Annotated in this window: 24 protein-coding genes; 13 read left to right on the top strand and 11 right to left on the bottom strand. The window is 49.2% G+C overall.

The genetic code is table 11. The features are described 5' to 3' along the window. Window positions 1-573: 573 nt before the first annotated feature. A complete protein-coding gene (locus YC6258_RS18315) occupies window positions 574-1614 on the top strand; it encodes a zinc-dependent alcohol dehydrogenase family protein (RefSeq protein WP_044618208.1) in 1041 nt (346 codons plus the stop codon). A gap of 67 nt (window positions 1615-1681) precedes the next feature. Here the strand turns inward: YC6258_RS18315 and YC6258_RS18310 are convergent, their stop codons facing one another. Genes YC6258_RS18310 through YC6258_RS18300 form a run of 3 tightly spaced genes read right to left on the bottom strand, consistent with a single transcriptional unit; the run spans window position 1682 to window position 5167 of the window. Then, window positions 1682-3130 (bottom strand): ATP-binding protein, encoded by a 1449-nt coding sequence (locus YC6258_RS18310; RefSeq protein ID WP_052830401.1) that lies wholly within the window; start codon window positions 3128-3130, stop codon window positions 1682-1684. Window positions 3131-3153: 23 nt separating this feature from the next. After that, the gene (locus YC6258_RS18305) at window positions 3154-3900 is read right to left on the bottom strand and encodes a response regulator (RefSeq protein WP_044618206.1); all 747 of its coding nucleotides are present in this window, start codon (window positions 3898-3900) and stop codon (window positions 3154-3156) included. 19 nt (window positions 3901-3919) lie between these two features. Beyond that, window positions 3920-5167, bottom strand: a complete 1248-nt coding sequence (locus YC6258_RS18300) for an ABC transporter substrate-binding protein (RefSeq protein ID WP_052830400.1) — start codon at window positions 5165-5167, stop codon at window positions 3920-3922. A 390-nt stretch (window positions 5168-5557) separates the two neighbouring features. Between YC6258_RS18300 and YC6258_RS18295 the strand changes: the two genes are divergently transcribed. The 6 genes from YC6258_RS18295 to YC6258_RS18270 all read left to right on the top strand — a co-directional run bounded on the left by YC6258_RS18295 (window position 5558) and on the right by YC6258_RS18270 (window position 10630). After that, window positions 5558-6793, top strand: a complete 1236-nt coding sequence (locus YC6258_RS18295; RefSeq protein ID WP_044618205.1) for an ABC transporter substrate-binding protein — start codon at window positions 5558-5560, stop codon at window positions 6791-6793. Window positions 6794-6826: 33 nt separating this feature from the next. Continuing rightward, window positions 6827-7753 (top strand): carbohydrate ABC transporter permease, encoded by a 927-nt coding sequence (locus YC6258_RS18290; RefSeq protein ID WP_211264558.1) that lies wholly within the window; start codon window positions 6827-6829, stop codon window positions 7751-7753. A gap of 9 nt (window positions 7754-7762) precedes the next feature. After that, window positions 7763-8599, top strand: coding sequence for a carbohydrate ABC transporter permease (locus tag YC6258_RS18285; protein WP_044618204.1), 837 nt, complete (start codon window positions 7763-7765; stop codon window positions 8597-8599). A gap of 5 nt (window positions 8600-8604) precedes the next feature. Continuing rightward, entirely contained in the window at window positions 8605-9756 is a 1152-nt protein-coding gene (locus tag YC6258_RS18280; RefSeq protein WP_245626957.1) for an ABC transporter ATP-binding protein, read from the top strand. Window positions 9757-9934: 178 nt separating this feature from the next. Beyond that, the gene (locus YC6258_RS31410; protein WP_211264557.1) at window positions 9935-10057 is read left to right on the top strand and encodes a YrhK family protein; all 123 of its coding nucleotides are present in this window, start codon (window positions 9935-9937) and stop codon (window positions 10055-10057) included. 69 nt (window positions 10058-10126) lie between these two features. Further along, the gene (locus YC6258_RS18270; RefSeq protein ID WP_044618203.1) at window positions 10127-10630 is read left to right on the top strand and encodes a hypothetical protein; all 504 of its coding nucleotides are present in this window, start codon (window positions 10127-10129) and stop codon (window positions 10628-10630) included. A gap of 3 nt (window positions 10631-10633) precedes the next feature. Here the strand turns inward: YC6258_RS18270 and YC6258_RS18265 are convergent, their stop codons facing one another. The 4 genes from YC6258_RS18265 to YC6258_RS18250 all read right to left on the bottom strand — a co-directional run bounded on the left by YC6258_RS18265 (window position 10634) and on the right by YC6258_RS18250 (window position 15277). Further along, on the bottom strand, window positions 10634-11827 hold the full coding sequence (locus YC6258_RS18265; RefSeq protein WP_044618202.1) for an MFS transporter: 1194 nt from the start codon (window positions 11825-11827) through the stop codon (window positions 10634-10636). A 521-nt stretch (window positions 11828-12348) separates the two neighbouring features. Next, the gene (locus tag YC6258_RS18260) at window positions 12349-13299 is read right to left on the bottom strand and encodes a DUF364 domain-containing protein (protein WP_044618201.1); all 951 of its coding nucleotides are present in this window, start codon (window positions 13297-13299) and stop codon (window positions 12349-12351) included. After that, complete coding sequence (locus YC6258_RS18255) at window positions 13296-13622, bottom strand: hypothetical protein (protein WP_044618200.1); 327 nt, start codon at window positions 13620-13622, stop codon at window positions 13296-13298. The genes YC6258_RS18260 and YC6258_RS18255 overlap by 4 nt, the downstream gene beginning before the upstream one ends. After that, window positions 13619-15277 carry a SagB family peptide dehydrogenase gene (locus tag YC6258_RS18250; protein WP_052830399.1) on the bottom strand — a complete coding sequence of 553 codons (1659 nt, stop codon included), beginning with the start codon at window positions 15275-15277 and terminating at the stop codon, window positions 13619-13621. Before YC6258_RS18250 ends, YC6258_RS18255 begins: the two co-directional genes overlap by 4 nt. A gap of 194 nt (window positions 15278-15471) precedes the next feature. Here YC6258_RS18250 and YC6258_RS18245 point away from each other — a divergent pair, with 194 nt between their 5' ends. After that, complete coding sequence (locus YC6258_RS18245) at window positions 15472-16011, top strand: cysteine hydrolase family protein (RefSeq protein WP_044618199.1); 540 nt, start codon at window positions 15472-15474, stop codon at window positions 16009-16011. Window position 16012: 1 nt separating this feature from the next. Here YC6258_RS18245 and YC6258_RS18240 read toward each other — a convergent pair whose 3' ends face one another. Then, window positions 16013-17197: a sugar efflux transporter gene (locus tag YC6258_RS18240; protein WP_044618198.1), complete on the bottom strand. Its 1185-nt coding sequence runs from the start codon at window positions 17195-17197 to the stop codon at window positions 16013-16015. Between the two features lie 229 nt (window positions 17198-17426). Between YC6258_RS18240 and YC6258_RS18230 the strand changes: the two genes are divergently transcribed. Then, window positions 17427-18416 (top strand): nucleoid-associated protein, encoded by a 990-nt coding sequence (locus YC6258_RS18230; RefSeq protein WP_044618196.1) that lies wholly within the window; start codon window positions 17427-17429, stop codon window positions 18414-18416. A 6-nt stretch (window positions 18417-18422) separates the two neighbouring features. On the opposite strand, the gene YC6258_RS18225 is transcribed toward YC6258_RS18230, so the two are convergent. Beyond that, on the bottom strand, window positions 18423-19262 hold the full coding sequence (locus YC6258_RS18225; protein ID WP_044618195.1) for a class I SAM-dependent methyltransferase: 840 nt from the start codon (window positions 19260-19262) through the stop codon (window positions 18423-18425). Between the two features lie 120 nt (window positions 19263-19382). On the opposite strand from YC6258_RS18225, the gene YC6258_RS18220 reads away from it, so the two are divergent. The 4 genes from YC6258_RS18220 to YC6258_RS18205 all read left to right on the top strand — a co-directional run bounded on the left by YC6258_RS18220 (window position 19383) and on the right by YC6258_RS18205 (window position 22478). Then, complete coding sequence (locus tag YC6258_RS18220; RefSeq protein WP_281176278.1) at window positions 19383-20183, top strand: DeoR/GlpR family transcriptional regulator; 801 nt, start codon at window positions 19383-19385, stop codon at window positions 20181-20183. 535 nt (window positions 20184-20718) lie between these two features. Further along, window positions 20719-21204, top strand: a complete 486-nt coding sequence (tssD, locus tag YC6258_RS18215; RefSeq protein WP_044618194.1) for a type VI secretion system tube protein TssD — start codon at window positions 20719-20721, stop codon at window positions 21202-21204. Window positions 21205-21315: 111 nt separating this feature from the next. Next, complete coding sequence (locus YC6258_RS18210) at window positions 21316-21876, top strand: C40 family peptidase (RefSeq protein WP_044618193.1); 561 nt, start codon at window positions 21316-21318, stop codon at window positions 21874-21876. An 83-nt stretch (window positions 21877-21959) separates the two neighbouring features. Beyond that, the gene (locus YC6258_RS18205) at window positions 21960-22478 is read left to right on the top strand and encodes a hypothetical protein (RefSeq protein WP_144407690.1); all 519 of its coding nucleotides are present in this window, start codon (window positions 21960-21962) and stop codon (window positions 22476-22478) included. A gap of 64 nt (window positions 22479-22542) precedes the next feature. Here the strand turns inward: YC6258_RS18205 and YC6258_RS18200 are convergent, their stop codons facing one another. Further along, window positions 22543-22803 carry a hypothetical protein gene (locus YC6258_RS18200; RefSeq protein ID WP_044618191.1) on the bottom strand — a complete coding sequence of 87 codons (261 nt, stop codon included), beginning with the start codon at window positions 22801-22803 and terminating at the stop codon, window positions 22543-22545. Window positions 22804-22836: 33 nt separating this feature from the next. Next, window positions 22837-23073, bottom strand: coding sequence for a hypothetical protein (locus tag YC6258_RS18195; protein ID WP_044618190.1), 237 nt, complete (start codon window positions 23071-23073; stop codon window positions 22837-22839). Window positions 23074-23575 lie beyond the last annotated feature (502 nt).

The raw sequence follows: 23575 nt of genomic DNA, 5'->3' as shown, positions 1-23575 counted from the left end.
CGAACTATTTGATGACCGGATTAATAGTGTAACGCCTGCGGCTTGTCCTGGTTAGATGTCTGTAATCTGCTAGAGCATAGATGTCGCGTGGTGCCATAGTCCTTTAAGATGGTTGTTCTGCACGGGCTCTCAATGCATTATTCTTCTTCAGTACCATGATGTTCATTATCACCGTGGCTTGCAGCTGTTTGGTTGTTATCGACTGCAAAGACAAGTGTAACGTTACGATTTTTGATTATTTCATTTTGGCTATTGAAATTCTGCCAGATATAAAGCATTTTGCCATATAAAAAATAATGAATATCTTTCTGAAACGAGAATGCTCATTGTTCTCTGTAATCCGCTGAAATCAGGTATATGATCGGACAATGGTGCACTTTTTTCAGAATCTATCGGGCGGTTCTGTTGTTTGTCCTGGATGTTGTTTTCGGTTTTATTCAGGCCATACCAGACAGGAACAGAAGACCTTTCATCCAGGGTTGATTCGATACATGAAAAGTAACGTAAAACTATTTTTCGGGATGATATAGCCGGCCTGTGAACAGACTTTAACAAACGTGAGGTTATAAAACCATGAAAGCAGTCGTTTATGAGAGTTTTTCTGCCCCCCCAAGATTGATGTCTGTACCTGATCCTGTACCTCCACCTCATGGTGTCGTGGTAAAAGTAAAAGCAACCGGTGTCTGTCGAAGTGATTGGCATGGCTGGATGGGTCATGATCCGGATATTCGATTACCTCATGTTCCAGGTCACGAATTTGCCGGTGTGGTTCAAGCGGTTGGCAGTCTTGTACAGCGCTTCAAAGTTGGAGATAGAGTCACTGTCCCATTTGTGAACGCCTGCGGCTTGTGTGCTGAATGTCAGTCTGGTAATCATCAGGTGTGTGAAAAACAGACACAGCCAGGATTTACCCACTGGGGATCTTTTGCAGAATACGTTGCTGTTCATCATGCCGATATCAACCTGGTTCGGTTACCGGAGGAGCTGGACTTTGTCACTGCTGCCAGTCTGGGGTGCAGGTTTGTCACTTCATTCCGGGCGATTGTCGATCAGGGACAGGTATCAGCAGGGCAATGGGTTGCCGTACATGGTTGTGGCGGTGTGGGTTTGTCGGCGATTATGATTGCAGCAGCGACGGGTGCCAATGTCATCGCTATCGATGTTGTTGAAAGCCGACTTGAACTGGCACGCTCCCTTGGTGCTGTCGCCACTATCAACTCTACCCGGGTTGCCAATGTGGTTGAGGCCATTAAAGAGATGACGAAAGGTGGTGTTCATGTGTCATTGGATGCATTAGGGCATCAACAGACCTGTGTAAATTCCATTTTGAATTTACGAAAACGAGGCAAACATATTCAGGTTGGATTGATGTTAGGGGACCAGGCTTATCCAGCCATTCCGATGGGTAAAGTCATCGCAGATGAACTCGAATTGATCGGCAGTCATGGTATGCAGGCTTATCGTTATGGTGCCATGTTGGAGATGTTGCAGTCAGGCAAATTGTTACCACAAAAACTTCTGGGTCGAACCATTAGTCTGGAACAATCCATTGATGTACTTATGACGATGGATCGTTCGGCGGTTCCTGGCGTCACTGTTGTGACTGAGTTTTAGTAACGTTAGGCTGAAACAGTGGATTATCGTGACTGGGTATGAGTTGCAGTCGCGATAATCTGGTTGTTCATTGAAGCGGTAATCGAACCTCCACCAGCAATCCCCCTTGGGGGTGATTACGCAAACTTAATTCCCCACCGTGACTGTGAATCAGTTGCTGGGCAATGTTAAGGCCCAGTCCGAGTCCCTGCTGGTTTTTGCTTTGGCCATGAGGAAGGCGGGTATAGGGCTGAAACAAAGAGTCGGTATTGCCTTGTATACCCGGCCCATGATCCCGGATTTCGATGGTTAGTTCGCCAGGGTCGACTCTGGTTGTTACTTCCACCCGCTCGCCGTAGTGCAATGCATTGTCGAGCAAGTTGGTCAATGCTCTTTTGAGGGCCAGGGGGCGAGCTGTCACGGGTGGTACAGGTTGTGGCTGAAAATCGATGTCGCGACCGGATTTTTGCAATGGTTCTATCAGTCTCGATAGCAGCTTATTAATATCTATATCGCGATGGTTTTCATGGATATTGGTGTCTCTTACAGTTTGCAGAGCGCCGTTGACCATCAGTTCCAGCTCTTCCAGGTCATCATCAAATTCCTCGGCTAATTGCTCGTCATCCAACATGCCTGCTCGTAACCTCAGACGCGTGATTGGGGTGCGTAAGTCATGGGAAATGGAAATGAACAGTCGTTCCCGATCTTCCATATAGCGTTGTATACGTTGTTCCATTTCATTAAAAGCATGAGCTGTGCGCCTGTACTCGAGAGTTCCCGCGGTATCGATGGGAGGATGGGGTTCCCCGCGACCAAATTTTTCGGCTGCAATGGACAGTCGCCGCATGGGGTGGGTGATCCAGCGAACCACGAAAAACAACAGTATCAAAATGGTAATCATGGTTAGCATCTGCAGAAAGATATGATCCGTGGTCAACGGTTGGTACTTATCCAGAAAAAACGGGTCAGGCATCAACGCCGCCATATATATCCACACCCCCTGTTGCACTTCAATCTGCACCACCAGTAACGGCGCTGGTTTGGGAGACAGGATAATATGCTGACTGACGACGTAGGCAGGCAGATCAAGCAGATAACTGTTTGGTTTTACCTTGAGATCTGTTGGTGAAGCCAATGCTACTTTGGTGTTTTGCGGAGCCCATTCCTGGTTCAGGTGCTGTTTGATCAGTGTTATAACCAGATCACTCAGAATGGAATCTGGTAACGGCTGAATATCGATCTGTTGAGTGTTTTGAGTGATGTAAAAACGCGAACCACCGGCTTCCCGGAGCTGTTCCAACATAATTGAACGGTAGTTTGCCGGCATTTTGCTGATATATCTCAATGTGGTACTGAGTGCATCGGCGAGATTCTCGGTATTTTCCTGGGTGTCTTTCACAACCTCCTGACGAATTTGATCAACCCAGATGGAGTTGCCAAGCACCTGTACCAATAGGATACCTGCAACCAAAGCCCAGGCAATCCGGTTGAAAACTGAATCCGGCCGTAAACGATTCCAGTACCTGCGGCCATTCATTATTTTCGATCCCCGAACCACGGTCATTCCTGCAATGCTCTGAGTTCATCGGGTTGATCCGCCATTGCCACGTCTGTTGCCAGAATATAGCCGGATCCTCGCACAGTTTTTATCAGCTGTGGACTTTTGCCGTCATCCTGAAGGCGTTGTCGCAAGCGGCTGATCTGTACATCCAGGTAACGTTCCAATGGCTGGCTTTCGCGGCCACGGGTCTGTTCGGAAATTTCATCGCGACTCAGTATTTTTCCGGGATTCTCCAAAAATAACTGCAGCAATTGGAAATCACCCCCACTCAGACTGATATATTCGCCTTGATCCGTGGTGACCAGTCGTTCAATCCGGTCTACCGTAAATTGCTTGAAGCGATAATAACGATAACGTCTGGGAGGCTGCCCGTGAGTGTCAAAACGTCGTTGTACGGCTTTGATTCTGGCCAATAGTGTTCTGGGTGAAAAAGGTTTGGCGATATAGTCATCCGCTCCCAATTCAAGGCTGACCACCAGGTCGGTTTCCTCGGCGCTGGCTGTCAACATGATGATGGGAACATCGGAAATATTGCGAATCTTTCGGCAGACTGAAAAGCCATCCATACCGGGTAGCATGATATCCAGAATGATCAGTGATATTTCATCACCGATACGGTTGAACTCTGCCAAAAATGATTCGCCATCCGCTGCGCTGACCACCTGAAAATTATTTTTTTCAAGATACGCCTGTAACAGCGCTCTGATCTTGTCATCATCATCCACCACGAAAATTTTTTTGACCATTTGGGATGGCTCCGTTTATTTATTGTTTCAATGGTTTGAGGTTGCGTACGATTTCTGCCTGAACCTGTTCGACGGGAGTGTCCGGTTGTTGGAAAAAACGATGAATCTTCTGAATAAAAACATCTTCCCGTTCGGCGTTCAGAGCCATGGAGTGGGCCAGGCTGGGAGCCAATGTCTGATGCATTTCATTCTCCACAAAATGCAGATAGGAGTCTCTGGCACAGGGGTCCAACAGGGAAACATCAATGTCTTTGCGGACCGGAATCGCGCCTTTGCGCAGGCTGTAGCCCAGCTGGGTATCCATGGCGGTCATGGTTGTGGCAAATAGCTGTTGATCCTTGTCCGGCTGCGGTTGCTGGAACAGTACCATGGTATCAATGCTGTAAAGGTGAAAACTCCGGGTTTCGGGAACGGCCGCGCAAATCAGTCTGTTTTCCTTGCCCCAGGCTGACAGTTCGCCTTTGACCCAGTCTCCCATGATTTGCATGCCAGCCCTCCCATCTGCCACCAGAGCAGTCGATTGATGCCAGGAGCGGCCGTTAACGTCGTCATCCATCAGGCTTCGCATCCGCGCAAACAGACGTAGCGCATCGGCGAAAGTATCTGACAGGATCGCCTGCTCATCCAGGTCCACGAATACCGAGCGATAAAACCGGGGGCCACCAAGACTCAACACCAGAGTTTCAAACAATGTGGTATTTTGCCAGGGTTCATTACCATGGGCTAAGGGGATAATTCCCTGCTGTTGAAACTTGCGTGCAAGGTTGAAAAACTCGTCCCAGTTTTGAGGAATACCCAGACCTGTCTGTTGCAGTTGTGTCCGGTTGATCCAGAGCCAATTGATGCGATGAATACCAAATGGTACCGCCACATAATGCCCCTGATGTTGAATCAGAGTATCGACAGTTGGATGAAGAATGGCTGACCAGTGTTGTTGTGAGGCAACCTCATCGAGGGTGGTCAGAAATCCCAGTGTGGCCCAGTCCTGAATGTCAGGGCCGATCAATTGTGCTGCCACCGGTGATTGTCCCGCCAGTACCCTGGTTTTCAGTACCGCCATTGCGCCTTCACCGGCTCCACCCGTAACCGGCAGATTGCGCCAGTCGATACCTTGTTGTGACAATTGTGCATGAACGAAATCCAGCGCCCGTGTTTCACCGGCCGAGGTCCACCAATGCAGCACTTCAAATGCTCCTGCATGAATCTGTGTCGCAACAAGATAAATGCTCAGTGTTGCAACAGTTATTCCTGTTCTGATTGATGTCATATCTACTTGCCCTTAATAGGCGGCATAAACCGGTACTTAAAAATAAGACCAATTATCGTGAAATTGAAGCTCTTTTGGCGACGTTAAATAATGTGAGAAGTGCAAGGAAGACCAATAAAAGGTAACAAAACCTTGCAGCCTGATCCGAAAAAAAAGACTTCTTTACTGTCCAATATCTTTACATCCGTGGTTAACCCGGTGTCAGCCGCATGGTTATAAGGTTTCTATCTTTTCAGACGCTTTTTTGGGGTGGATTTGGTGTTTTTTCATGGCCGGCATATGGTGATGAAAATGCAGAGAGGCTTCTGTGGAGCGGTGATATTTAACAGTTGATAAAAATCACTGCCCGGGAGTTTCCAGAATCAATCTGGCAAATACGTTGGAGGTAATATGAAGCTGCTAACCAAAAACAGTGCCCGGGCCACATTGTTAACCATGGCGGTTTCCATGGTCATGCAGGTGAGTGCCGGTGAAGTGCTTATCGATACTTGGCGGACCGATGATAAGGATTTATGGGAGGATGTCATCATTCCGGCATTCAATAAACATCATCCGGATATCAAAGTCACCTATCGGCCGACAAACCCACCGGACTACAATGCCACCATGGATTCCCGTTTCAAAGGCGGTACAGCCGGCGACCTGATCGCCTGTCGCCCGTTTGAAGTGTCTCTGAGCTGGTATCACAAGGGTAATCTGAAATCTCTTCAGCAACAGCCTGGTCTTGATAATTTCCCCGCATTTGCCAAAGCCGCCTGGAGTGATCAGGGGGTGCCTTACTGCATGCCCATTGCCTCTGTGCTGCACGGATTTTTCTACAACGAGGAGATATTTTCAGAGCTGTCCCTGACAGTACCGAAAACCGAAGCCGAGTTTTTTGCGGTGCTTGACGCCATTAAAAAAGAGGGTTCCTACTTACCCATGGCATTGGGGAGTAACGACAAGTGGGAAGACTATGAAGTGGCTTACGCCGGGGTCGGTCCAAACTATTGGCACGGTGAAACCGGTCGTCAGGGCATCATAGACGGGCAGCGGAAGTTTACCGATCAACCATTTGTTGATGCCTGGAAATATATGGCCAAATGGCGGCCTTACCTTGGCAAAGGCTATCAGTCTCAGACGTACTCAGATTCTCAAACCTTATTCACTTTGGGCCGGGCTGCGATTTATCCCGGTGGATCCTGGGAGATCTCAGGTTTTAATAAAGCAATTGAAGGCGAGTTTGAATACAGTGCCTTTTATCCTCCGGTTCAGAAAGCGGGGGATCAGTGTTACATCACTGACCATGTGGATATCGGTATGGGTATCAATAAACAGGCTAATAACCCAACGGATGCGGCAGTGTTCCTGGAATGGGTGGCGTCGGCAGAATTTGCAGACTTATACACTAACAAAGTCAGTGGTTTCTTTTCTTTATCCAACCACGATATCGCCGTGAAAGATCCGGTAGCGGCTGAAATCAAATCCTGGCGAGACAATTGTCAGTCAACCGTTCGTCTGCATTCACAGATCAAAGCTGATGGCATTCTGGGCTCGTTGTACGATGCCTCTGCCGGCGTGTTGAATGCTACCCGGACACCAGAACAGGCAGCAGCAGACGTGCAGGCCGTGCTGGATTCTCAATAAACCAAACCGTGGAAGGGCACAGGCGTGCCCTCAATGATTATGATTCTGAAACGTTTTCCCTGGCATATTCCAATATTCCTGGCACCGGCATTCTGCATTTATGGTTTGTTCAGTGCCATTCCCCTGATCGATACTCTGCGACTCAGTTTTTTTGTTGAGGATGCTCACGGAGTTCGAAGTTTCAGCGGTCTGCAGAACTACGGTTTTTTGTTTCGGGATCCGATTATGGCGCAGGAGTTCTGGAACGCGCTGTGGGTCAACTGTCGGTTTTTCATGATTAACATGCTGGTACAAAATCCAGTGGCTTTGATATTGGCCGCTTTGATGGCCACCGCCAAAATTAAAGGTGTGGTTATCTATCGCACGGCTATTTTTCTGCCTACGCTGTTGTCGGTGGTGATCGTCGGTTTTATCTGGAAATTAATCCTCAGTCCGGTCTGGGGGGTAGGAGAAACCATGATGTCCTGGGTTGGTCTGGAAGCATGGTTTGGACCGTGGCTGGGTCAACAGGAGACCGCTCTGGTCACCGTCTCACTGATTTCTGTCTGGCAATATATCGGCTTGCCGATGATATTGATTTATGCCGCGCTGATTGGCATTCCCGATGAACTGCTGGATGCCGCCTATGTCGATGGTTCCCGTCCGTTACGGACGTTTTTCCAGATACAACTGCCATTGATTTATCCGACTCTGGGGCTGGTCACCATCCTAACTTTCGTAGGCAACTTCAATGCTTTCGACCTTATGTACACCGTGTACAGCGGTGCCGGTGGTGGACCGGAAAAGTCGGTGGATTTACTGGGCACGTTGTTCTATCGCACGTTCTTTGGTTTTGCCAGTCAGATTGGCAGTACCACCATGGGTGCCACTGTGGCCTCGCTGATGTTCGTGATTATTCTGGCCGGAGTGGCGGCTTATTTCTTTTTCATCCAGCGTAGATTGCTGCGTTTTCAGTATTGAGACATCATCATGAAAAAGATCCAACAGGCTCTGCAACCATTCACCGTACACGTCATTTTGCTGTCTTACACGGTGATCGCGCTGTTTCCGGTATTGCTCGTGATCATGAATTCCTTTAAATCCAAGCGGGGGATTTTTAAGGATCCGTTGGCGCTTCCCACGGCCAAAACGTTTTCTCTGGTGGGTTATCAAAAGGTATTGGAAGAATCGGCGGTTGTAACATTTTTTGCTAACAGCATGATCGTAACGGTTTGTGCGCTGGCGTTGATCCTGCTGTTTGGAGCTATGGCGGCATGGGCGTTGTCTGAGTATCGTTTCAGAGGTGCCAGATTACTCTATTTCTTGATGGGTTTCGGCATTATGGTGCCCATCAGATTGGGAACGGTCAGCATACTCAATACCATGGTGGCGCTGGATCTGACCAATACCTTAACCGCACTGGTTCTGGTCTATGTGGCTCAGGGGTTGCCTCTGGCAGTGTTCATACTGGCGGAGTTCATGAATCAGATTCCAAAAGATTTAAAAGAAGCGGCCCGTTGCGATTCAGTCAGTGAATTCAAAATTTTCTTTCAGATTATTTTGCCGCTCATTCGACCGGCTATTGCCACTGTAGCTGTTTTTTCAATGATTCCGATCTGGAATGATCTTTGGTTTCCACTGATTTTGTCGCCCGGAGAAAGTACTCAGACCATCACTCTTGGCGTACAGCAGTTTATCGGTCAGTACACGACCAATTGGAATGCGGTGCTCTCTTCACTCAGTCTGGCAGTGCTGCCGGTGGTGGGACTGTATCTGATCTTTTCCAAACAACTCATCCGTGGCATTACGTCCGGAGCGGTGAAGTAACACTCATGTCAATCTCAGCAGATATCACAAATATGGCAGCGGTAGAACTTAAAAACATAGCCAAGAGTTATGGCAGAACAGCGGTGCTCGAAAACATCAATATCGAGATCAACGAAGGGGATTTCGTGGTGTTGGTCGGTCCTTCCGGATGTGGCAAATCCACGCTGTTGAGAATGCTGGCCGGGCTGGAGAAAATTACCAGTGGTGAGTTGTTGATGTCCGGTCAACAGGTTAATGACTGGACACCCTCTGAACGTGGCATTGCCATGGTATTTCAATCTTACGCGCTGTATCCCCATATGACCGTATATCGAAATATGGCCTTCGGTCTGAAAGTGGCGAAGCAGGGGAAGGCAGAAATTGATCATCGCATTCGCAAAGCGGCTGCTATTTTAAAGATCGATCACTTACTGCAACGGTTACCCAGGGAACTGTCCGGCGGGCAGCGTCAACGGGTGGCCATTGGTCGGGCCATTGTTCGTCAGCCACGATTGTTCCTGTTTGATGAACCGCTTTCCAACCTGGATGCTGCCTTGCGGATCCAGACCCGTCTGGAGATTGCCAGACTGCATCACCAGCTCAGTGCAACCATGGTGTATGTGACCCACGATCAAGTGGAAGCCATGACTCTGGGAAATAAAATTGTCGTACTCAGTGACGGCTGTATCCAGCAGGCTGGCAGTCCGCTGGAACTTTACCAGCAGCCGGCGAACCGCTTCGTGGCCACGTTTATTGGTTCGCCGACTATGAACCTGTTAAGCGGAGAAATTGTCGCAATCAGTGAACAGAGCTGTCGTGTCAAACTGGAATGTGGCAGTGTTGTAGAGGTCTGTGTGGATGCTCATAGCGCCAGCATTGGAGATAAGGTGGAAGTGGGTATCCGTTCTGAACATATTGCGGAAAATAGCACTCTGGATCAGCGCTTATATGGCAAAGTCGCAATTGTGGAACATCTGGGGGAGGCTAACTTTATTTATCTGACGCTGGCCGATGGCAGAGAACTGACCCTCAGAGGCGATGGTAATCGGGCGATTCATATCGGTACCGAGATGACCGTTTCGATGACGAAAGAAGCATTTCATTTGTTCAATGCCGAAGGCCAGGCGTTTCGAAGATTGAAACCGGGAAACATGGAAACGTCAGAGAGAAATTTTTGAAAAGAGGGGTTTGTCACTCAGCCGGATTACGGTTAAATCACAAATCGGTTTGTTATGAGCCGATAGCACGATAACCTGTAAGAAGTGACATTATGACTGATCAGAATGCCCGGAAACTGGATTTGCAGATTGGTAATGAACACCTGATAATCCAACACCCTTATGAAGCCCTGGGGCTTTGAATGACCTGTTGATTGCAGCCTGGTTTTTGATTGGCAGTTTTTTCTTTCTAAATGATGCTCTGGTGGAAAGCGGCACCTGGCTGTTTATTGTCGGTAGCGCACTAAAGCTTACGAGCTAGGTGCACGTAAGGCGCCATATTATCCGTCAGGCGCGTGATGCCCTTTTTTTCACTGCATTGGAGTGAATTATGCCGTTTACCCCCTTTCACATGGGCCCTGGTCTGCTGATCAAATCTTTACTGCATGGCGCATTCAGCCTGATGGTTTTTGGGTGGTCGCAGGTGGTCATGGACATCCAGCCTCTGCTGGTTTTACTGACTGGTTCAGGACATCTGCACGGGTTTTCCCATACCTATATCGGTGCTGCACTATTGGCTGTGTTTTCGGCGTTAAGCGGAAAATATCTGTCTGAACTGGGATTGTTTTTACTGGGCATGGATCCCCACCGGAACATTCGCATTTCCTGGAGTGTGGCGTTTTTGTCTGCCGCCATCGGAACGATCAGCCATGTTCTGCTGGATAGCATCATGCATGAGGATATCGTTCCGTTTTTTCCACTGAGTGCAGACAACGGCCTGTTGCATATCATCTCCGTGTCTGCCTTGCATGAAGTCTGCCTATACAGTGGAGCAGTGGGGGCTGTTATTTATTACACCGTACTGGGGATTCGCAAATATCGGGAGTTGGACTGACACTCAGGTGTCGGTGCGATCACTGAATAAAAACAATAGTGCCAATGCCGGCATCCCCAGCCCGATATATGAGGCGACCTGCCAGCCGCCGTGCGCATATGCCCAGACCCCAACAGCAGAGCCGATGGCTCCACCGGTGAAAAACGTAGCCATATAAATGCCATTCAGACGGCTGCGAAACTCGTCGCTGAGACCATAAATGGCGCGCTGACCGATCACCAGATTCAGAGTCACACTGAAATCCAACATGATGGCAGCTGTAACCATGGCTGCCAGTGAAAGCCAGGAACCACTTTGATCCAGCCAGGTGATCAGATACGAACAGATGGCAATGATCATGGCCACATACGAAAACGGTTTTCCGAGTCCACGATCGGCCACACGTCCGGAAACAGGTGCCGCAACAGCTCCGGCTACTCCCGCCAGAGCAAACAGTGCAATACCCACCTGACTCAAACCAAACAACGGACTTGCCAGTAACAACGGCGAAACGGTCCAGAACAGACTGAAGGAACCGAACAGACAGGCCTGATACAAAGCTCTGCGTCTGAGCAGCGGGTAACGACGGACCAGGCTCGGTAAAGAGCTGATTAGCTTGAAATAAGTGATTTTGGTGACCGGCTGCCGTACCGGCATGGTTTTGCGTAGTAGCAGCATAACCGCGACCATCACCATTGCTGAAAGACCGAATGTCCAGCGCCATGAGCCGATACTGGCAATAAAGCTCGCTACTGGCCGGGCAAACATGATACCAATCATCAGACCGCTCATGACATTACCGACCACCTGGCCACGCATATGTGGAGGTGCCAGGTGCGCCGAGTAGGGGACCAGAATCTGTACCGCGACCGAGCCCAGCCCGATGAGCCACGCAGCACTCAAAAACCACACCGGCGTCTCGGTAAATGTGCATACCAGCAATGCGAGTAACGCTATGATCAACACCCGGATCACCAGCGTGCGATTTTCCATAAGATCCGCCAATGGCACGATAAACAACAGGCCGATGCCGTAACCGATCTGAGTCAGCGTAACAATCATGCCGGCGCTTTCTGAACTCATATGTAGTTGTTTGCTGATCGGACCGACTAACGGCTGAGCGTAATATAGATTGGCCACGATCAGACCCACGGCTGTTGCCAGCATCCAAATTATCCACGCGGGCTGTTGGACCGTTGGATCAACAGATTGGCTCATAAATATTCCTTGAAATAAAAATCCCCACCGAACAGGTGACAGGACATGGTTTCGAAAAAAAGATTGGTATTTTCAGGTGCCTGAGAGATTACTGCACAGACTGTAGAACATCATGGCAGGTATTAATGGCCATTTCCACAGCAGTGGTCGCTGGACTGACTGAGCTGTTCTGATTTCTGCTTTGATTGTGGGTGTCCTGCAAATCAGTGGGTGTTCTGCAAGGACAAAGTGGGTGTCTATGGAAGCAATGACGTGGGTGTCCCCGGAAACGGGTGCCCTTCAAATTAGTGGGTGTCCACTAAACTCTAAACCTGTGCTCTAAACCTAAACCTCTCAGAAAAGTGGGTGTCCCCGGAAGCGGGTGCCATTCAAATTAGTGGGTGTTCCCTAAACTCTAAACCTGTGCTCTAAACCTAAACCTCTCAGAAAAGTGGGTGTCCCCGGAAGCGGAGCAGTCTACTGAAGGCTATTAAGATGGGTGTCCCTCAAATCAAAAAAAAGACACCCATACGAGGATGCTTTTAAGTCCGGGCATCCCATTGCCGTTTAAAGTGGGTGTCCAGTTGCGAGAGTTTGTTGGTCAGGGCTTCGAGTCTGTGGTATTCGGGGAAGCGCTCTGGGTGGCCGGCGGCGTACCAGTTTTCCATCGCCAGTTGCAGTTGTTGTCGTTGCTGCGCGCAGTCGGCGATTTTTTGTTTCAGTCGCTTCAGGTTGTCCTGACCAATATCGATCAGGCCGTAGCAAACGCCTTCGCCAAACAGTCGGGTACCGCCTCCCTCTGCGGCTATTTGGGTGGCCCGGCGGGCATCTACGGGAATTACACCAGCAAGAAAATCGATGTCGAAACGGGCAAATTCCGCGAGCCAGGGCGTGGATGGCCCCATAAGTACGGTAACCGCATGGCGTGCCAGTCTGGCCAGTCGTGGAAAGGTTTTGTTGATGAGTGACGTGGCGGTGATAAATACCCAGTCTGCCTGTGGCAACAGATATTCTGCTGCAGGATCGGGAAGATCGTTTTGGCCGGGCTGGCGTTCCAGCACGGTGACATCCAAACCCTCCAGCAGTACATCCAATCCCGGATAGCGGCCGATGATGATAATTTTCTGATGTTGCAGACGCGGGCGCAGATAGTCGAACACTGCCAGATTGCCCATCGCCTGATCCGTCAACCGGGTGGCTTCCTGTATCAGCCAGTTGTTAGCGGTGTTGATGGTGGCATTGATAGCCGCCAGCCCAATGGTCGCCTGATGGGGATTCCAGCTACGTACCCATGTGGCAATGTCCCGTGCTTTGGAGCCTGCCACCGTACCCGGAAAATCCAGGGTCCGACTGGGTATTCCCGGACTTTGGGCAAAGCCGATACTCTTTTGGGTGTGACAGACGGTCCAGGTCAGGCCCAGGCAGCAATGGTCGATCAGCAGATCCTGGTCAACGTGGTCAAGCAATAGTTGATAGACGGTATCAGGTGTCATGAGGGCTCCTTTCGCTTTGCCGCCAAACCGCCTTTCAGCATGATGATGTCATGCAGATCACAGAGCATAAAATGCCGGTTGGCCGGGTCTTTCAGGTGTTCGAGTGTGGGTGGGTGACCGTCCCGATAGCGATGTGCCGTGGTTCGAAACGGTGCCGGTAACGACAGATTGAAATGCGACGGTTTGGTCAGTAACCGGATTATCTGTTCAAACAACAGCGCGTAGCGATCATCATCGGGTTCCCGGTAAATGGACCCCAGATCCTTGCCATAACGTTGAAACAGGGCGACATAGTCGTTGACATCGGGTTTCGTCTGAATCATCGATTGTGTCCTCCTGCACAATATTGAGAGGTTGGAAGATGTGCATACGCACGCTCGCTGGCGATTCTTGCGTCGGTTTTGGCCTTACCGACGGTAAAATGATAGAGCGGCTGATAGTCGTGACTTTGTTGGGTCTTCAGCCCGACAGTGCGTAACACCTCATCATCCAGAAAGCAGCCGATACCAGTTCCGTTCAATCCGCTGGCTTCGGCTTCCAGATAGAACAGCTGACCGATCAGTCCCGCTTCCCACATCAGGCGTCGCCAGCTCCAGGCGCCATTTTCCGTAAGCACAGTTCGGATACTGGCCAGCATCGAAACCGCAAACGCCCCGTGCACTGCAATGCCCTGATGACAGCACAGGCGACCGATATCCTTGCGCACATCGCGGCTCGGACCAATCCGAACAAGAGGCGGATCGATACCACTAACAGGCTCAACCTCAATGTTGGTGGCTTGTAAGACATGCAATAACGTTTTCGCTGAGACCTGACGTGGAAACAGGTAAATCCCGGGGGCCAGACCGGTGACCGCGTGTACGAACAGCAGCAGTTCGATGGCGGGTTCAAAACTGAAGCTATCGAATGGCGGCAGCTGACTGGATGGCAGGGTGCGAGTCAGCAGTCTGCAGAAGTCGTCGAGAGGCATTTCCGCGTCCGGATCCATACGCTGGGCGCTGCGTCGATGGCGGATCAGCTGTGCCAGAGGGTAGAGACTGGCGGGAGCCAATCTATCCCGTTGTACCGGTGACAGATAAGAATGCGCTTCCAACTGCCTGGGTTTTTCAATCGCCGGTAGCAGTTGTTTAATTTGAGGCCAGTGGATGCGTTCCGGACTGATTTGACTGGCCTGTCCCTGCCAGTGGCAATATGTAATCGTGGACCAGTCAAAACAGGCGTGTTCATGGTGGCCAAGCAACGCAAGGCATTCCGGTTGTTCCGGTTCACTGTTGATGAAGTCCTGGTCCCGATCCAGTCCCAGCAGCGCTGCCAGATCCTGATCACCCGGTGTTGGTAACAGTTGTAATGGCCAGCCAAAATTGGCGGCCGCATAACGACAGCTGCCCAAGGCGTGTCCGATGTCCAGTTGACAGTACCGGTATGCACGCGAGCCGTACTTCCATTCTTCCCGCCAGATGATGCTGGAAAACCCCAGGGCGGCATGGGCTTGCGGATATAACTCAGTCAGTGTGGCCTGAGATGCTGGCGATAACTTTGCCCGTTGCTCCAGAGCATGATGGTACGGGTGGTAGTGAAATAATCCAGCCGGGAGATCTGCGTTCATTGGCCGCCATATGATCAGATACAACTCGGTAGGGTGCAGGTTTCCACTGGAAGGGTTGTTGCGTAACCCCCAACGCTCCGGCCCATGAACTTTCCAGGCACTGAGGCCCATCGCCAGCTCCAGAAACCGGCTGAGATGTTTCAGGTCCCAATGGGCCGGTTGCGGCGATTGGTGGTAGATTTCATGGTAATCGGGGGACTCTGGTTCGTCTGACAGCGGCAACGCGATTCGGGAGCTGCCATGCCAGTTGCGAAATGGGTCCGGCTGGCTGTCCCAATCCAAGAATCCAGGTCCGGGTGCATATTGTTGAGTATGGTGTTTACTCTGTTCATGATAATGGAGAACCTGATCGATATCGGACAGTGGTTTCATGATCGTATTTGCGGGTCTTCGGGATATCTGTCTGCTGCAAGCAACGCACCAGCTCCCCGATAGGCCGATTTTCCGGGCGTGGGCAATTGCAGATCATCGTGGAATGTTGACAATTGTCGGGTTTTCGACAAACACAAGCAGACATGTCGGGTCGATATTCGGGCATATTAGCGTTTGAAAGAAGGAGAAGATTGGTGGATGCACTGTTAGTTGTGGATATGCAGAATGCCTGCATTGAAGAAGTCAAACGTTTCCGGATTGAGCAGGTGATCGCGCAGATCAATTCACTGATCGGCCATTTTCGCAGCCGTGACCAGCTGATTGTATTTATCCAGCATGAAGACGATTCCCCGGAATTTTCCAGTGGTTCATCCGGTTGGCAGATCCATAAAACAATAGACTGTCAGCCGCATGATGAGGTCGTGGCAAAATCATATAACGATGCCTTTATTCACACCCGTCTGGCGGATTTGCTGCAACAGCACAGTATAGACCGGCTGGTGATAACCGGTTGTGCGACTGATTTCTGCGTTGATTGTACGATCAAAGGAGCCATTGCCCAGGGATATGATGTCATTGTGCCGGATGATGCCCACACCACTGCAGATCGTCCATTTGTCAGTGCTGAAAAACTGATTGCACACTTCAACTGGAACTGGGCAGAGCTGATGACGGTGCAGCAGAAGATTGCGGTGATATCAACCCGGCGATACCTGCAGGTAGTGAATCAATAAGTCAGTCCGTGGCAGATGTATCCCGGTGGCCGCGTTGTATGATCATAAATCCGATGAGTGCAACGATAGCCAGCAATATGGCAGAAAATGCAAATAATGCCGTGCTTTTAAAATCCATGAATTGAGCAATCAGGCCTGTCGAGGCGTGGCCTGTCATGCTGCCGACTCTGAGGCAGTTGGTATAAAAAGCCGACGCAAAACCAATACGCTCGGGCATGAGTTCCTGAACCATGGTCAAACCCAGCCCGGCGAACACTCCAAAATAGAGACCGTTCAAAACCTGCAGGCTGATCAGTTGCCAGCTTTGATCGGCCAGATATATGCCACCATAAAACAACAGTGCGGCCACAAATGAAATCATCAGCAGATGATTTTTGTTGATATAGGCCGTCATTCGGGCGGAATACAGCATAAACGGAATTTCCAGTCCGGCGGCCATGCCCATCAATACCCCGGGCAGATATTCCGGCAATGCCAGTTCATTGAGTACGTGCAAGGGCATGGCGGAGATGTACATGCTGTTGGAAATGCTGCCCAGTGCCATGACCAGTCCAAGCAGCCAGAATGTCAGAGATAGTGGGGGATGAGTCTGCTTGACCTGTTCGGCTTTTGGCTTGCGGTAATCCGGCAGTACCTTGTAGCCGATGATAATGTTGATCACTGCGACCAATGCCGCAGCATAGAATGCGGCCGCAAATCCCAGCGATGCCACCAGCGAAAAAGAAAACGGCGGACCGGCAATCCACGCCAGCGAAAATGACGCTCTGACCAGAGTATTGAAGCGGGTGACATCCTGCCCGGTTTGTTCAATATATTGCCGGCTCAGGGTCAGAATCTGCGGCGAAGATGAATTGCCCAGACCGATCAGTACAGTACCGGTGATCAGGACGACCCAGAACGAGTGAGTGTTGGCATAAATGACGGCTGCCAGGGCGATTGCCATCATGGCCAGCAGAAACAGGGTTTTGGTGCTGAAACCGCGATCTGCCAGATTGCCCAGCCACTGACTGATGATTAAACCGGAAGCTGTCATCGCAATCATGTATACGCCGATAACAAAGGGTTCGGCTTTCAGTTCATCGACCAGAAACAGGCTCATCAATGGCATCATGAATGAAAATGTGAGTCCGGAAAGGGCAGTGGTCAGTAACAGCAGATTGCGCTGTTGCAGGAGTTTGTACAGCAAGGTTGTTGGACCAGTCAGGTTTGAAAACGATTGCAGAATTATAATGATTGCGCTTGAATTTGCTTGTTTTGTTTATGATATCTGCTCAAAAAAGCCGGAAACTGCACCGAAAGCCGTTTACTTACCGGGTCAGCGTTTTTTCATTTTTTTCAGGCTTGTCAAAGGGCTGGTCACAGGGGGTGGCTGTTTTTTATAATCCGCGCCCGTTTTTGCCATTCTGGATCTCTCTATGCCTTTAACCCATGCCATTGTTCATCACCTGACTCAAACCGCTCACGCTGAGAAGCTGCATTTGCGTGATACTGAAATGAATCTTGATGAATCTCTTAAACATCTGGTGAATGAGGTAAAGAGTTCGTTCTACAACCGCGCCAGCAAACAATATGGCCGCTTTCATGAGGAGAGCGGACATTTCAAAGCGCTGACACAACAATGGTTGCAGGGCAGTCTGGATTTCACCGCCTACAGCAGCCGGGTCATGCAACAGCTGCAATTAAAGTTGCAGGAGACTCAACAGGAGAGTGACGGCCACTGGTTGTTTGCCGTGGAAGAGTTACAACAGGAACGCCTGTTCTGGCTGTTTCACCTGAAGCACAAAGATGGCATGTATCTGACTCATGATATTGAACTGGCGCAGGGCATGTTGCTGGATTTCACCAAACTCGGGTTTGGTGCCTGCATCAATATTCCGGCATTGGAAAATCAGGAAACTGACTTCTTCACGGTTAGCTTCGGTTTTGGTGATCGCTCCTTGCAGAGTACCGTGCTGGAGTTTACCGATTTCACCGATACCGTTGATACAACCGCCGATACTGAACGTTTTATGGCCATCGTCAAAGCCTATACCGAACAATTGCCGCCGGAAAAAGGTGCGAGTTATCGCAGCAAGGCTATTCAATATTGTGCCGAACAGGATAAGCAAGGCGAAACCGTGGTGTGCCAGGAGTTATCTGAAGTCATTGACGAGGAAGTGGGCAATACCGAAGCCGAGAGTCTGATTCGTTATATCGAGCAGGCCGAACCCGAAGCCAAGAAAGAGTTTATCCCGGATCGTAAAAGCCTGAAGCGCTTCATGCGTTACACCGGCAAAAGCAAAGAAGTCTCCATCAGCTTCAGTAATGAAAGTCTGGGCTCTCAGGTGGAGTTTGATCCCGACAACGAGCGCTTGATCATCAACTCATTGCCGGCAGCCTTGCTAAAACAACTCAAGCAGGAGTGATCGTTATCATCGGAATACAAAACGATTGATTTTGTACCCTTCCAGCCGACGGCGGATCAACCATGGCAGGTATTTGAATACCCATCGGTATGGCCAGGGCAGAGAGGTTAAGATTGCTTTTGGAGCCTGCAGAAAATGACGCGATTGAACCAGTCTCAATCCCCAGTCCCGCAGGCTCTCAGGCTCGTCACATTGCCAGCGAAACCAGCTTTCCCGTGACATATTTTTCATAATATCGTGCTGATCCTGACGGACAACCATCGTTGAAGATGCCGTATCGGTGATAAACCAGGCCCCTGAAAAGCGTTGACCAATCTGCTCGATGGCCTGTTGTACCTGATGGTTATCAAGATAAATCATCGCCGCTTCGGAAATAAAACAATAGGGCGGACGGGCTTTGGCAACCGCATTCAGCCAGTCGGTTTCCATGACACTGGCAGATAACATGGTGCGGCGGGCGGTATTGTTAAAAAACTGCCGGCGCAATTTCATACTGTCCGGCAGGTCAATTTCGATCCACCGGGCTCTACCGTTATCAAGACGTTCGTAGCGGGTATTCAGGCCACAACCGATTTCGATCACGGTGCCATCGGGATAGCGGCTCAAGAAAGTTGCAACCTCCTCATCCATCATCCGGGTGCGAATATTTGAACCGACCAGACCGAAAGCGGATTGCCATTTGCTGAAGTCGTAATCCAGACGATTGACGATAGTGACCGCAATGGGATCATTAATCAGACCGGAGCGCTGGCGGGTAGACTCCGCGCGGCCGAATAAGGGAATCAACAGGGTTTCCTGTACCGAGCCAAGTTGAATTTTGATTTTATCCAGAGCTATGTTTTCCATGGCATGCCGTCTCTTTTTATGTAAATGATAATTATTATCATTTATGGGCTGTGCCGCCAAGTCGAAATAGTAATATGGCTGCCACTTTTAACAGTGTTGCTGCATAATGAGCAGGGTCAGATGAATCAACGGCCTGAAACTCGCAGCATGCTAGAAAAACCATTAAATGCCCGCCAGTCTGCCATTCTGCAGATGATTGAACAAAACGGCACTGCCACCATAGACGAACTGGAAGCCAGTTTTGATGTGACCCCGCAAACCCTACGGCGGGATTTGAACATTCTGGCCGATGCCCACATGATTCAGCGATTCCATGGCGGCGCCAGCTCCACCAATTCCACCACCAACCTGCCATATCAGGACAGGCAAATCCGCAACCTGAAAGAGAAGGAAGCGATTGCCCGTGAAATTGCTGCCTACATTCCTGATCACAGCAGTTTGTTTATTAACATCGGCACCACCACCGAAGCAGTTGCCAGAGCACTGATGAATCACAAGGGGCTGCAGGTGGTGACCAACAACCTGCATGTTGCCAGTCAGATGAGCCAGAAAGAGGATTTTCGGGTGATTGTCACGTCCGGTGAGGTGCGCGCCAAAGATGGCGGTATCGTCGGTGAGGCGACGATGGATTTCGTTAAACAGTTTCGTCTGGATTTCGGCATTATTGGTATCAGTGCGATTGACGACGATGGAGTATTGCTGGACTTCGATTATCGTGAAGTGAAAGTTGCCCAGGCCATCATCGAACACAGCCGCAGCGTGCTGCTGGCAGCCGACCACTCCAAGTTTGGTCGTCGTGCGATGGTACAGCTTGGTACCATCACACAGGCCAACGCCTTTTTCACTGATAAAACCCCCAATGCCACCATTACCCGGTTAATGACCGAGCATGATGTGCAGTTGCAGGTGTGCCGGGTATAAACATTGGTTCGAATGAGAAAATGCCAGGTCGAAGGTTTATAACGATATCCAGTCTCGGACAAAACTGCGGACACAAAAAAACCTGCATAAAGCAGGTTCTTCTGAATGAATGGTACCAGAGGCCGGACTCGAACCGGCACAGTGTCGCCACCGGTGGATTTTGAATTCAGTGGCGAGCCTCTGTAAATCAGGGAGGGGCCAATAAAATCAATAGCCTGGCTGCATCATTTGACCTCATATGCATCTGTTTGAATTGATAGGTGTGGATGAAATGTGGACGTTTTTTTACTATCTTATCTGCGCCAGCCAATCAGCGCTGAATCTCCAATTTCCTATAAAACCACACCGATCTATTTTACCGCTAACGATAATGTAGCGAGATAAGATTCCGTTTTCTGCAAGCACTTTGTCACATAACTAAAAATTAAGTCTCCCCTTTCATACTTTTGTATTAGTGCTGCTCTTCAAGTCTCTGCTATGGTCTGTTTTGCCCATGGATAATCTCAATTCAAAATAGCAAAAGGAACATAATGGAATGGCTATTCCCGCATATCTTTGGTTAAAAGATGAACAAGGCAATGATATCAACGGTTCTGTCAAAGTTTCAGGCCGTGAAGGCTCAATAGAAGTATTACAACTATCTCATAGTATTTATATTCCTACCGATGCCCATACAGGGGAGTTAACAGGTACACGAAAACATAGCCCCATCACGATTGGTAAAGCGTGTGATGCTTCCAGCCCTTATTTATTTAAAGCCTGTTGCAGAGGCCAAAAGTTTACCCAGGCGATTTTTCGTTTGTATAAAATTGATGACTCTGGTCAAGAGGTGGAATATTACCAGTATCTGCTGGAAGGTGTAAAAATCAGCTCTTTTTCTCCTGGTTTCCCTAATGTGAAAGACCCAGGTGCGGAAAGAATCCCTCATATGGATACCGTTACGTTTGGATATGAAAAAATTACTCATACTCATATAGACGGCAATATATCTTACAGTGATTCCTGGCTTGATCGGAGCTGACAAATAACAAAATAAGGGTTAAGCAGTGTTATTTAACCCTTATTTTTCAGTAATTCATTCATATTTTATAGCGATCAACCATAGAGATATAACCGTCAGGGAGATAAAAGGATGGCAAGTATTGACATTAGTGGAGTACAACCCGCAGATATTATTTTGGTTCGTGGTGATGGAATGCAATCCAATGTGATTACCTCCGGAAGTTGTGGAGAGTTTAGTCACGCTATTTTAGCCGTTGGTAATGGCCGGTGTGTCGAAGCAGTTAAACCGCAAGTTCAATATGTTGGATTGTCGGCTTCTTTGGATCATGCCACTTATGGGGTGCTGTTTCGCCATAAGGATATTCATGGCAGTTATGCTGGTACCATTTGTGAATATGCCCGTCAATTTGCACAGAAGGGAACACCCTATGATACTCAAGGCGCTATGCGCGCAGGGGTTTCCAGTGGTTGCGCGCCATTGGTGTCCACCTCTTTTGGGGCACTCATCCAGCTAAACGATGAAATTACCAAGCTTGGTTATCACAATAGGAGTCTTTTTTGCAGTGAGCTGGTTGCATTGGTTTACAGTATGGCGGGACTGCCTGTGACGTATTATCAACCTCAACAGGTTACGCCTGGCGCTTTGGCCAAAAGCCCTTATTTGAATCGAATTAAGCAGGTGGTTTCTTAATGATTTTACGAACTGTTCAGTGTTTGGTACTCGTAGTTTGTAGCCTCTGGGTTACGGCCTGTTCCGCGAATGGTGGTTCACCTGTGGATCAGATACTCAAAGGACCCTTTAAAATTACCGATGAATGGCAAACTATCCAGTTAGATAAGCCATTGGAAACCCTTCCTTATGTCCAGTTTTTGGATGTATTAATTAATATGGACGACTATGAGTACAAGCATATTGAAGGCACACCAGATGATCCTTATCGATTGATGTTTGATAGTTTTTACAAAGTATCCGGTAGCGAGCTGATTGATATTGAAATCATCTTAGTGGCGGCATCGGGAAAGGAGTTTCATACTACTTACAGTGCTTTCGGGTCTACTGAATTGTATGGAAAGTATTATAACCACCTCGGCTTTGGCACCAACACAGATTTAGGTAAGTTTTACTACCCGCAAGGTATTAAAATAGCCGCATTAAAAATTCGCTCCAATGTATCAATGGTTGTTGAGTTTTTTTGGTGGCATGCTTATAAATACGATATGGTAAAAAGGCAAAGCTGGGAAGATGCAGATCCATCTAAAATCGTTTCATTTGATTATATCAGTGATCAATAGTAATACCCGTCATTAGCACACCAGGAAAAGAGGACAATTCTGCAACCGTCCTCTTTTCCTGTATCTACCTGTCTTGATGTTTTAAATCCTCTATCACCACCTGAATGCCACTGGTCCGGCGGTTAACATCGTTCACCAGACTTAACAGCAAATTACCTGCTTTAGCTCGTTTTTCGTTCAAAGATGCCGACTGAATACAACCGATTTCCTCATAGTACTTGAGTCCTGTTTGTAGTTTATTGAGCTGATATTCGATCAATTTCAGACGAACTTGATAAAGCCTTTCAGAAGGTGTGGATGCTGGTGGGGTTGTTTCTGTTTCCATGAATAAAACTCCTGCGAAGATGTGGTCTGGCGTTTACTGGAGATCCCCTAACGCGATATGAATGTTATCCAGTTTTATGCATATATGCTCGATAAAACCGCAGGCGGCCCGTGCAATACAGGCGGTATTTTCATCGTCTGATTCCGCTAACAGCTGCGCCAGTGCCTGGGTGCCATTGATGGTGATGATTGTGGTGCAGAGGTCTTGCCTGATCAGCTCTAAATTCTTGATGGAAGGTGATTTTACTGGAGAGGGATTAGCGTTTGTCATGGGCATAATTCCTTTGTGATCGTAGAATGACCCCCTCGCAAAATCTTAATAGGCTTGGGGGCAGGCCAGCGAGTTCAGAACTACCGCCTACATAGACGCGGCCCAGCCGAAGCCGGCCCGCCGACCTGCCATAACAAATGAACAGGTGCGAGTGATCGCAGGCATACAACAGGCGCTAAGCGCCTAATGCCTCTATGTAGCTTGCGGGGTTCTGAATCCCGGCGCTGGATTTTGCCAGCGCGCGGCTATGATACGTGAATGGGCGTTCCCGGAGCAACAGGGGGCTTCCGTCAGGGTTCACGTTGCGGGTGGATGAGTTTTTGTAACGGGGCTGGTAATGCCTCGCTAAAGTTGTCCTTTACGGTTATGGCCTCGTTTCGGTGTTTATCGGTGTACATTTACGCGCCCAGGTTAGACGACTTAAAGCCTGTCACTGTTCAGCTCGATCACATCCATCGGTGAGCAGGCCGTTATTATTCAGGGGCCCCCTGAAAAAACAGGA

It is taken from the genome of Gynuella sunshinyii YC6258 (genome assembly GCF_000940805.1).
GTDB classification, from domain to species: Bacteria; Pseudomonadota; Gammaproteobacteria; order Pseudomonadales; family Natronospirillaceae; genus Gynuella; species Gynuella sunshinyii.
Note: the sequence above shows the minus strand (reverse complement) of the source record. Positions and strands in the feature narration are given on the sequence as shown.

Bases quoted from the DNA above. Each gene is read 5' to 3' on its own strand.
- YC6258_RS18195 (WP_044618190.1), bottom strand. From the start codon at position 23,073: ATGACAAACGCTAATCCCTCTCCAGTAAAATCACCTTCCATCAAGAAT.
- YC6258_RS18280 (WP_245626957.1), top strand. From the start codon at position 8,605: ATGTCAATCTCAGCAGATATCACAAATATGGCAGCGGTAGAACTTAAA.
- YC6258_RS18290 (WP_211264558.1), top strand. From the start codon at position 6,827: ATGATTATGATTCTGAAACGTTTTCCCTGGCATATTCCAATATTCCTG.
- tssD (WP_044618194.1), top strand. From the start codon at position 20,719: ATGGCTATTCCCGCATATCTTTGGTTAAAAGATGAACAAGGCAATGAT.
- YC6258_RS18255 (WP_044618200.1), bottom strand. From the start codon at position 13,622: ATGATTCAGACGAAACCCGATGTCAACGACTATGTCGCCCTGTTTCAA.
- YC6258_RS18200 (WP_044618191.1), bottom strand. From the start codon at position 22,803: ATGGAAACAGAAACAACCCCACCAGCATCCACACCTTCTGAAAGGCTT.
- YC6258_RS18250 (WP_052830399.1), bottom strand. From the start codon at position 15,277: ATGAAACCACTGTCCGATATCGATCAGGTTCTCCATTATCATGAACAG.
- YC6258_RS18300 (WP_052830400.1), bottom strand. From the start codon at position 5,167: ATGACATCAATCAGAACAGGAATAACTGTTGCAACACTGAGCATTTAT.
- YC6258_RS18315 (WP_044618208.1), top strand. From the start codon at position 574: ATGAAAGCAGTCGTTTATGAGAGTTTTTCTGCCCCCCCAAGATTGATG.
- YC6258_RS18230 (WP_044618196.1), top strand. From the start codon at position 17,427: ATGCCTTTAACCCATGCCATTGTTCATCACCTGACTCAAACCGCTCAC.
- YC6258_RS18225 (WP_044618195.1), bottom strand. From the start codon at position 19,262: ATGGAAAACATAGCTCTGGATAAAATCAAAATTCAACTTGGCTCGGTA.
- YC6258_RS18295 (WP_044618205.1), top strand. From the start codon at position 5,558: ATGAAGCTGCTAACCAAAAACAGTGCCCGGGCCACATTGTTAACCATG.
- YC6258_RS18270 (WP_044618203.1), top strand. From the start codon at position 10,127: ATGCCGTTTACCCCCTTTCACATGGGCCCTGGTCTGCTGATCAAATCT.
- YC6258_RS18260 (WP_044618201.1), bottom strand. From the start codon at position 13,299: ATGACACCTGATACCGTCTATCAACTATTGCTTGACCACGTTGACCAG.
- YC6258_RS18310 (WP_052830401.1), bottom strand. From the start codon at position 3,130: ATGAATGGCCGCAGGTACTGGAATCGTTTACGGCCGGATTCAGTTTTC.
- YC6258_RS18210 (WP_044618193.1), top strand. From the start codon at position 21,316: ATGGCAAGTATTGACATTAGTGGAGTACAACCCGCAGATATTATTTTG.
- YC6258_RS18305 (WP_044618206.1), bottom strand. From the start codon at position 3,900: ATGGTCAAAAAAATTTTCGTGGTGGATGATGATGACAAGATCAGAGCG.
- YC6258_RS18265 (WP_044618202.1), bottom strand. From the start codon at position 11,827: ATGAGCCAATCTGTTGATCCAACGGTCCAACAGCCCGCGTGGATAATT.
- YC6258_RS18285 (WP_044618204.1), top strand. From the start codon at position 7,763: ATGAAAAAGATCCAACAGGCTCTGCAACCATTCACCGTACACGTCATT.
- YC6258_RS18220 (WP_281176278.1), top strand. From the start codon at position 19,383: ATGAATCAACGGCCTGAAACTCGCAGCATGCTAGAAAAACCATTAAAT.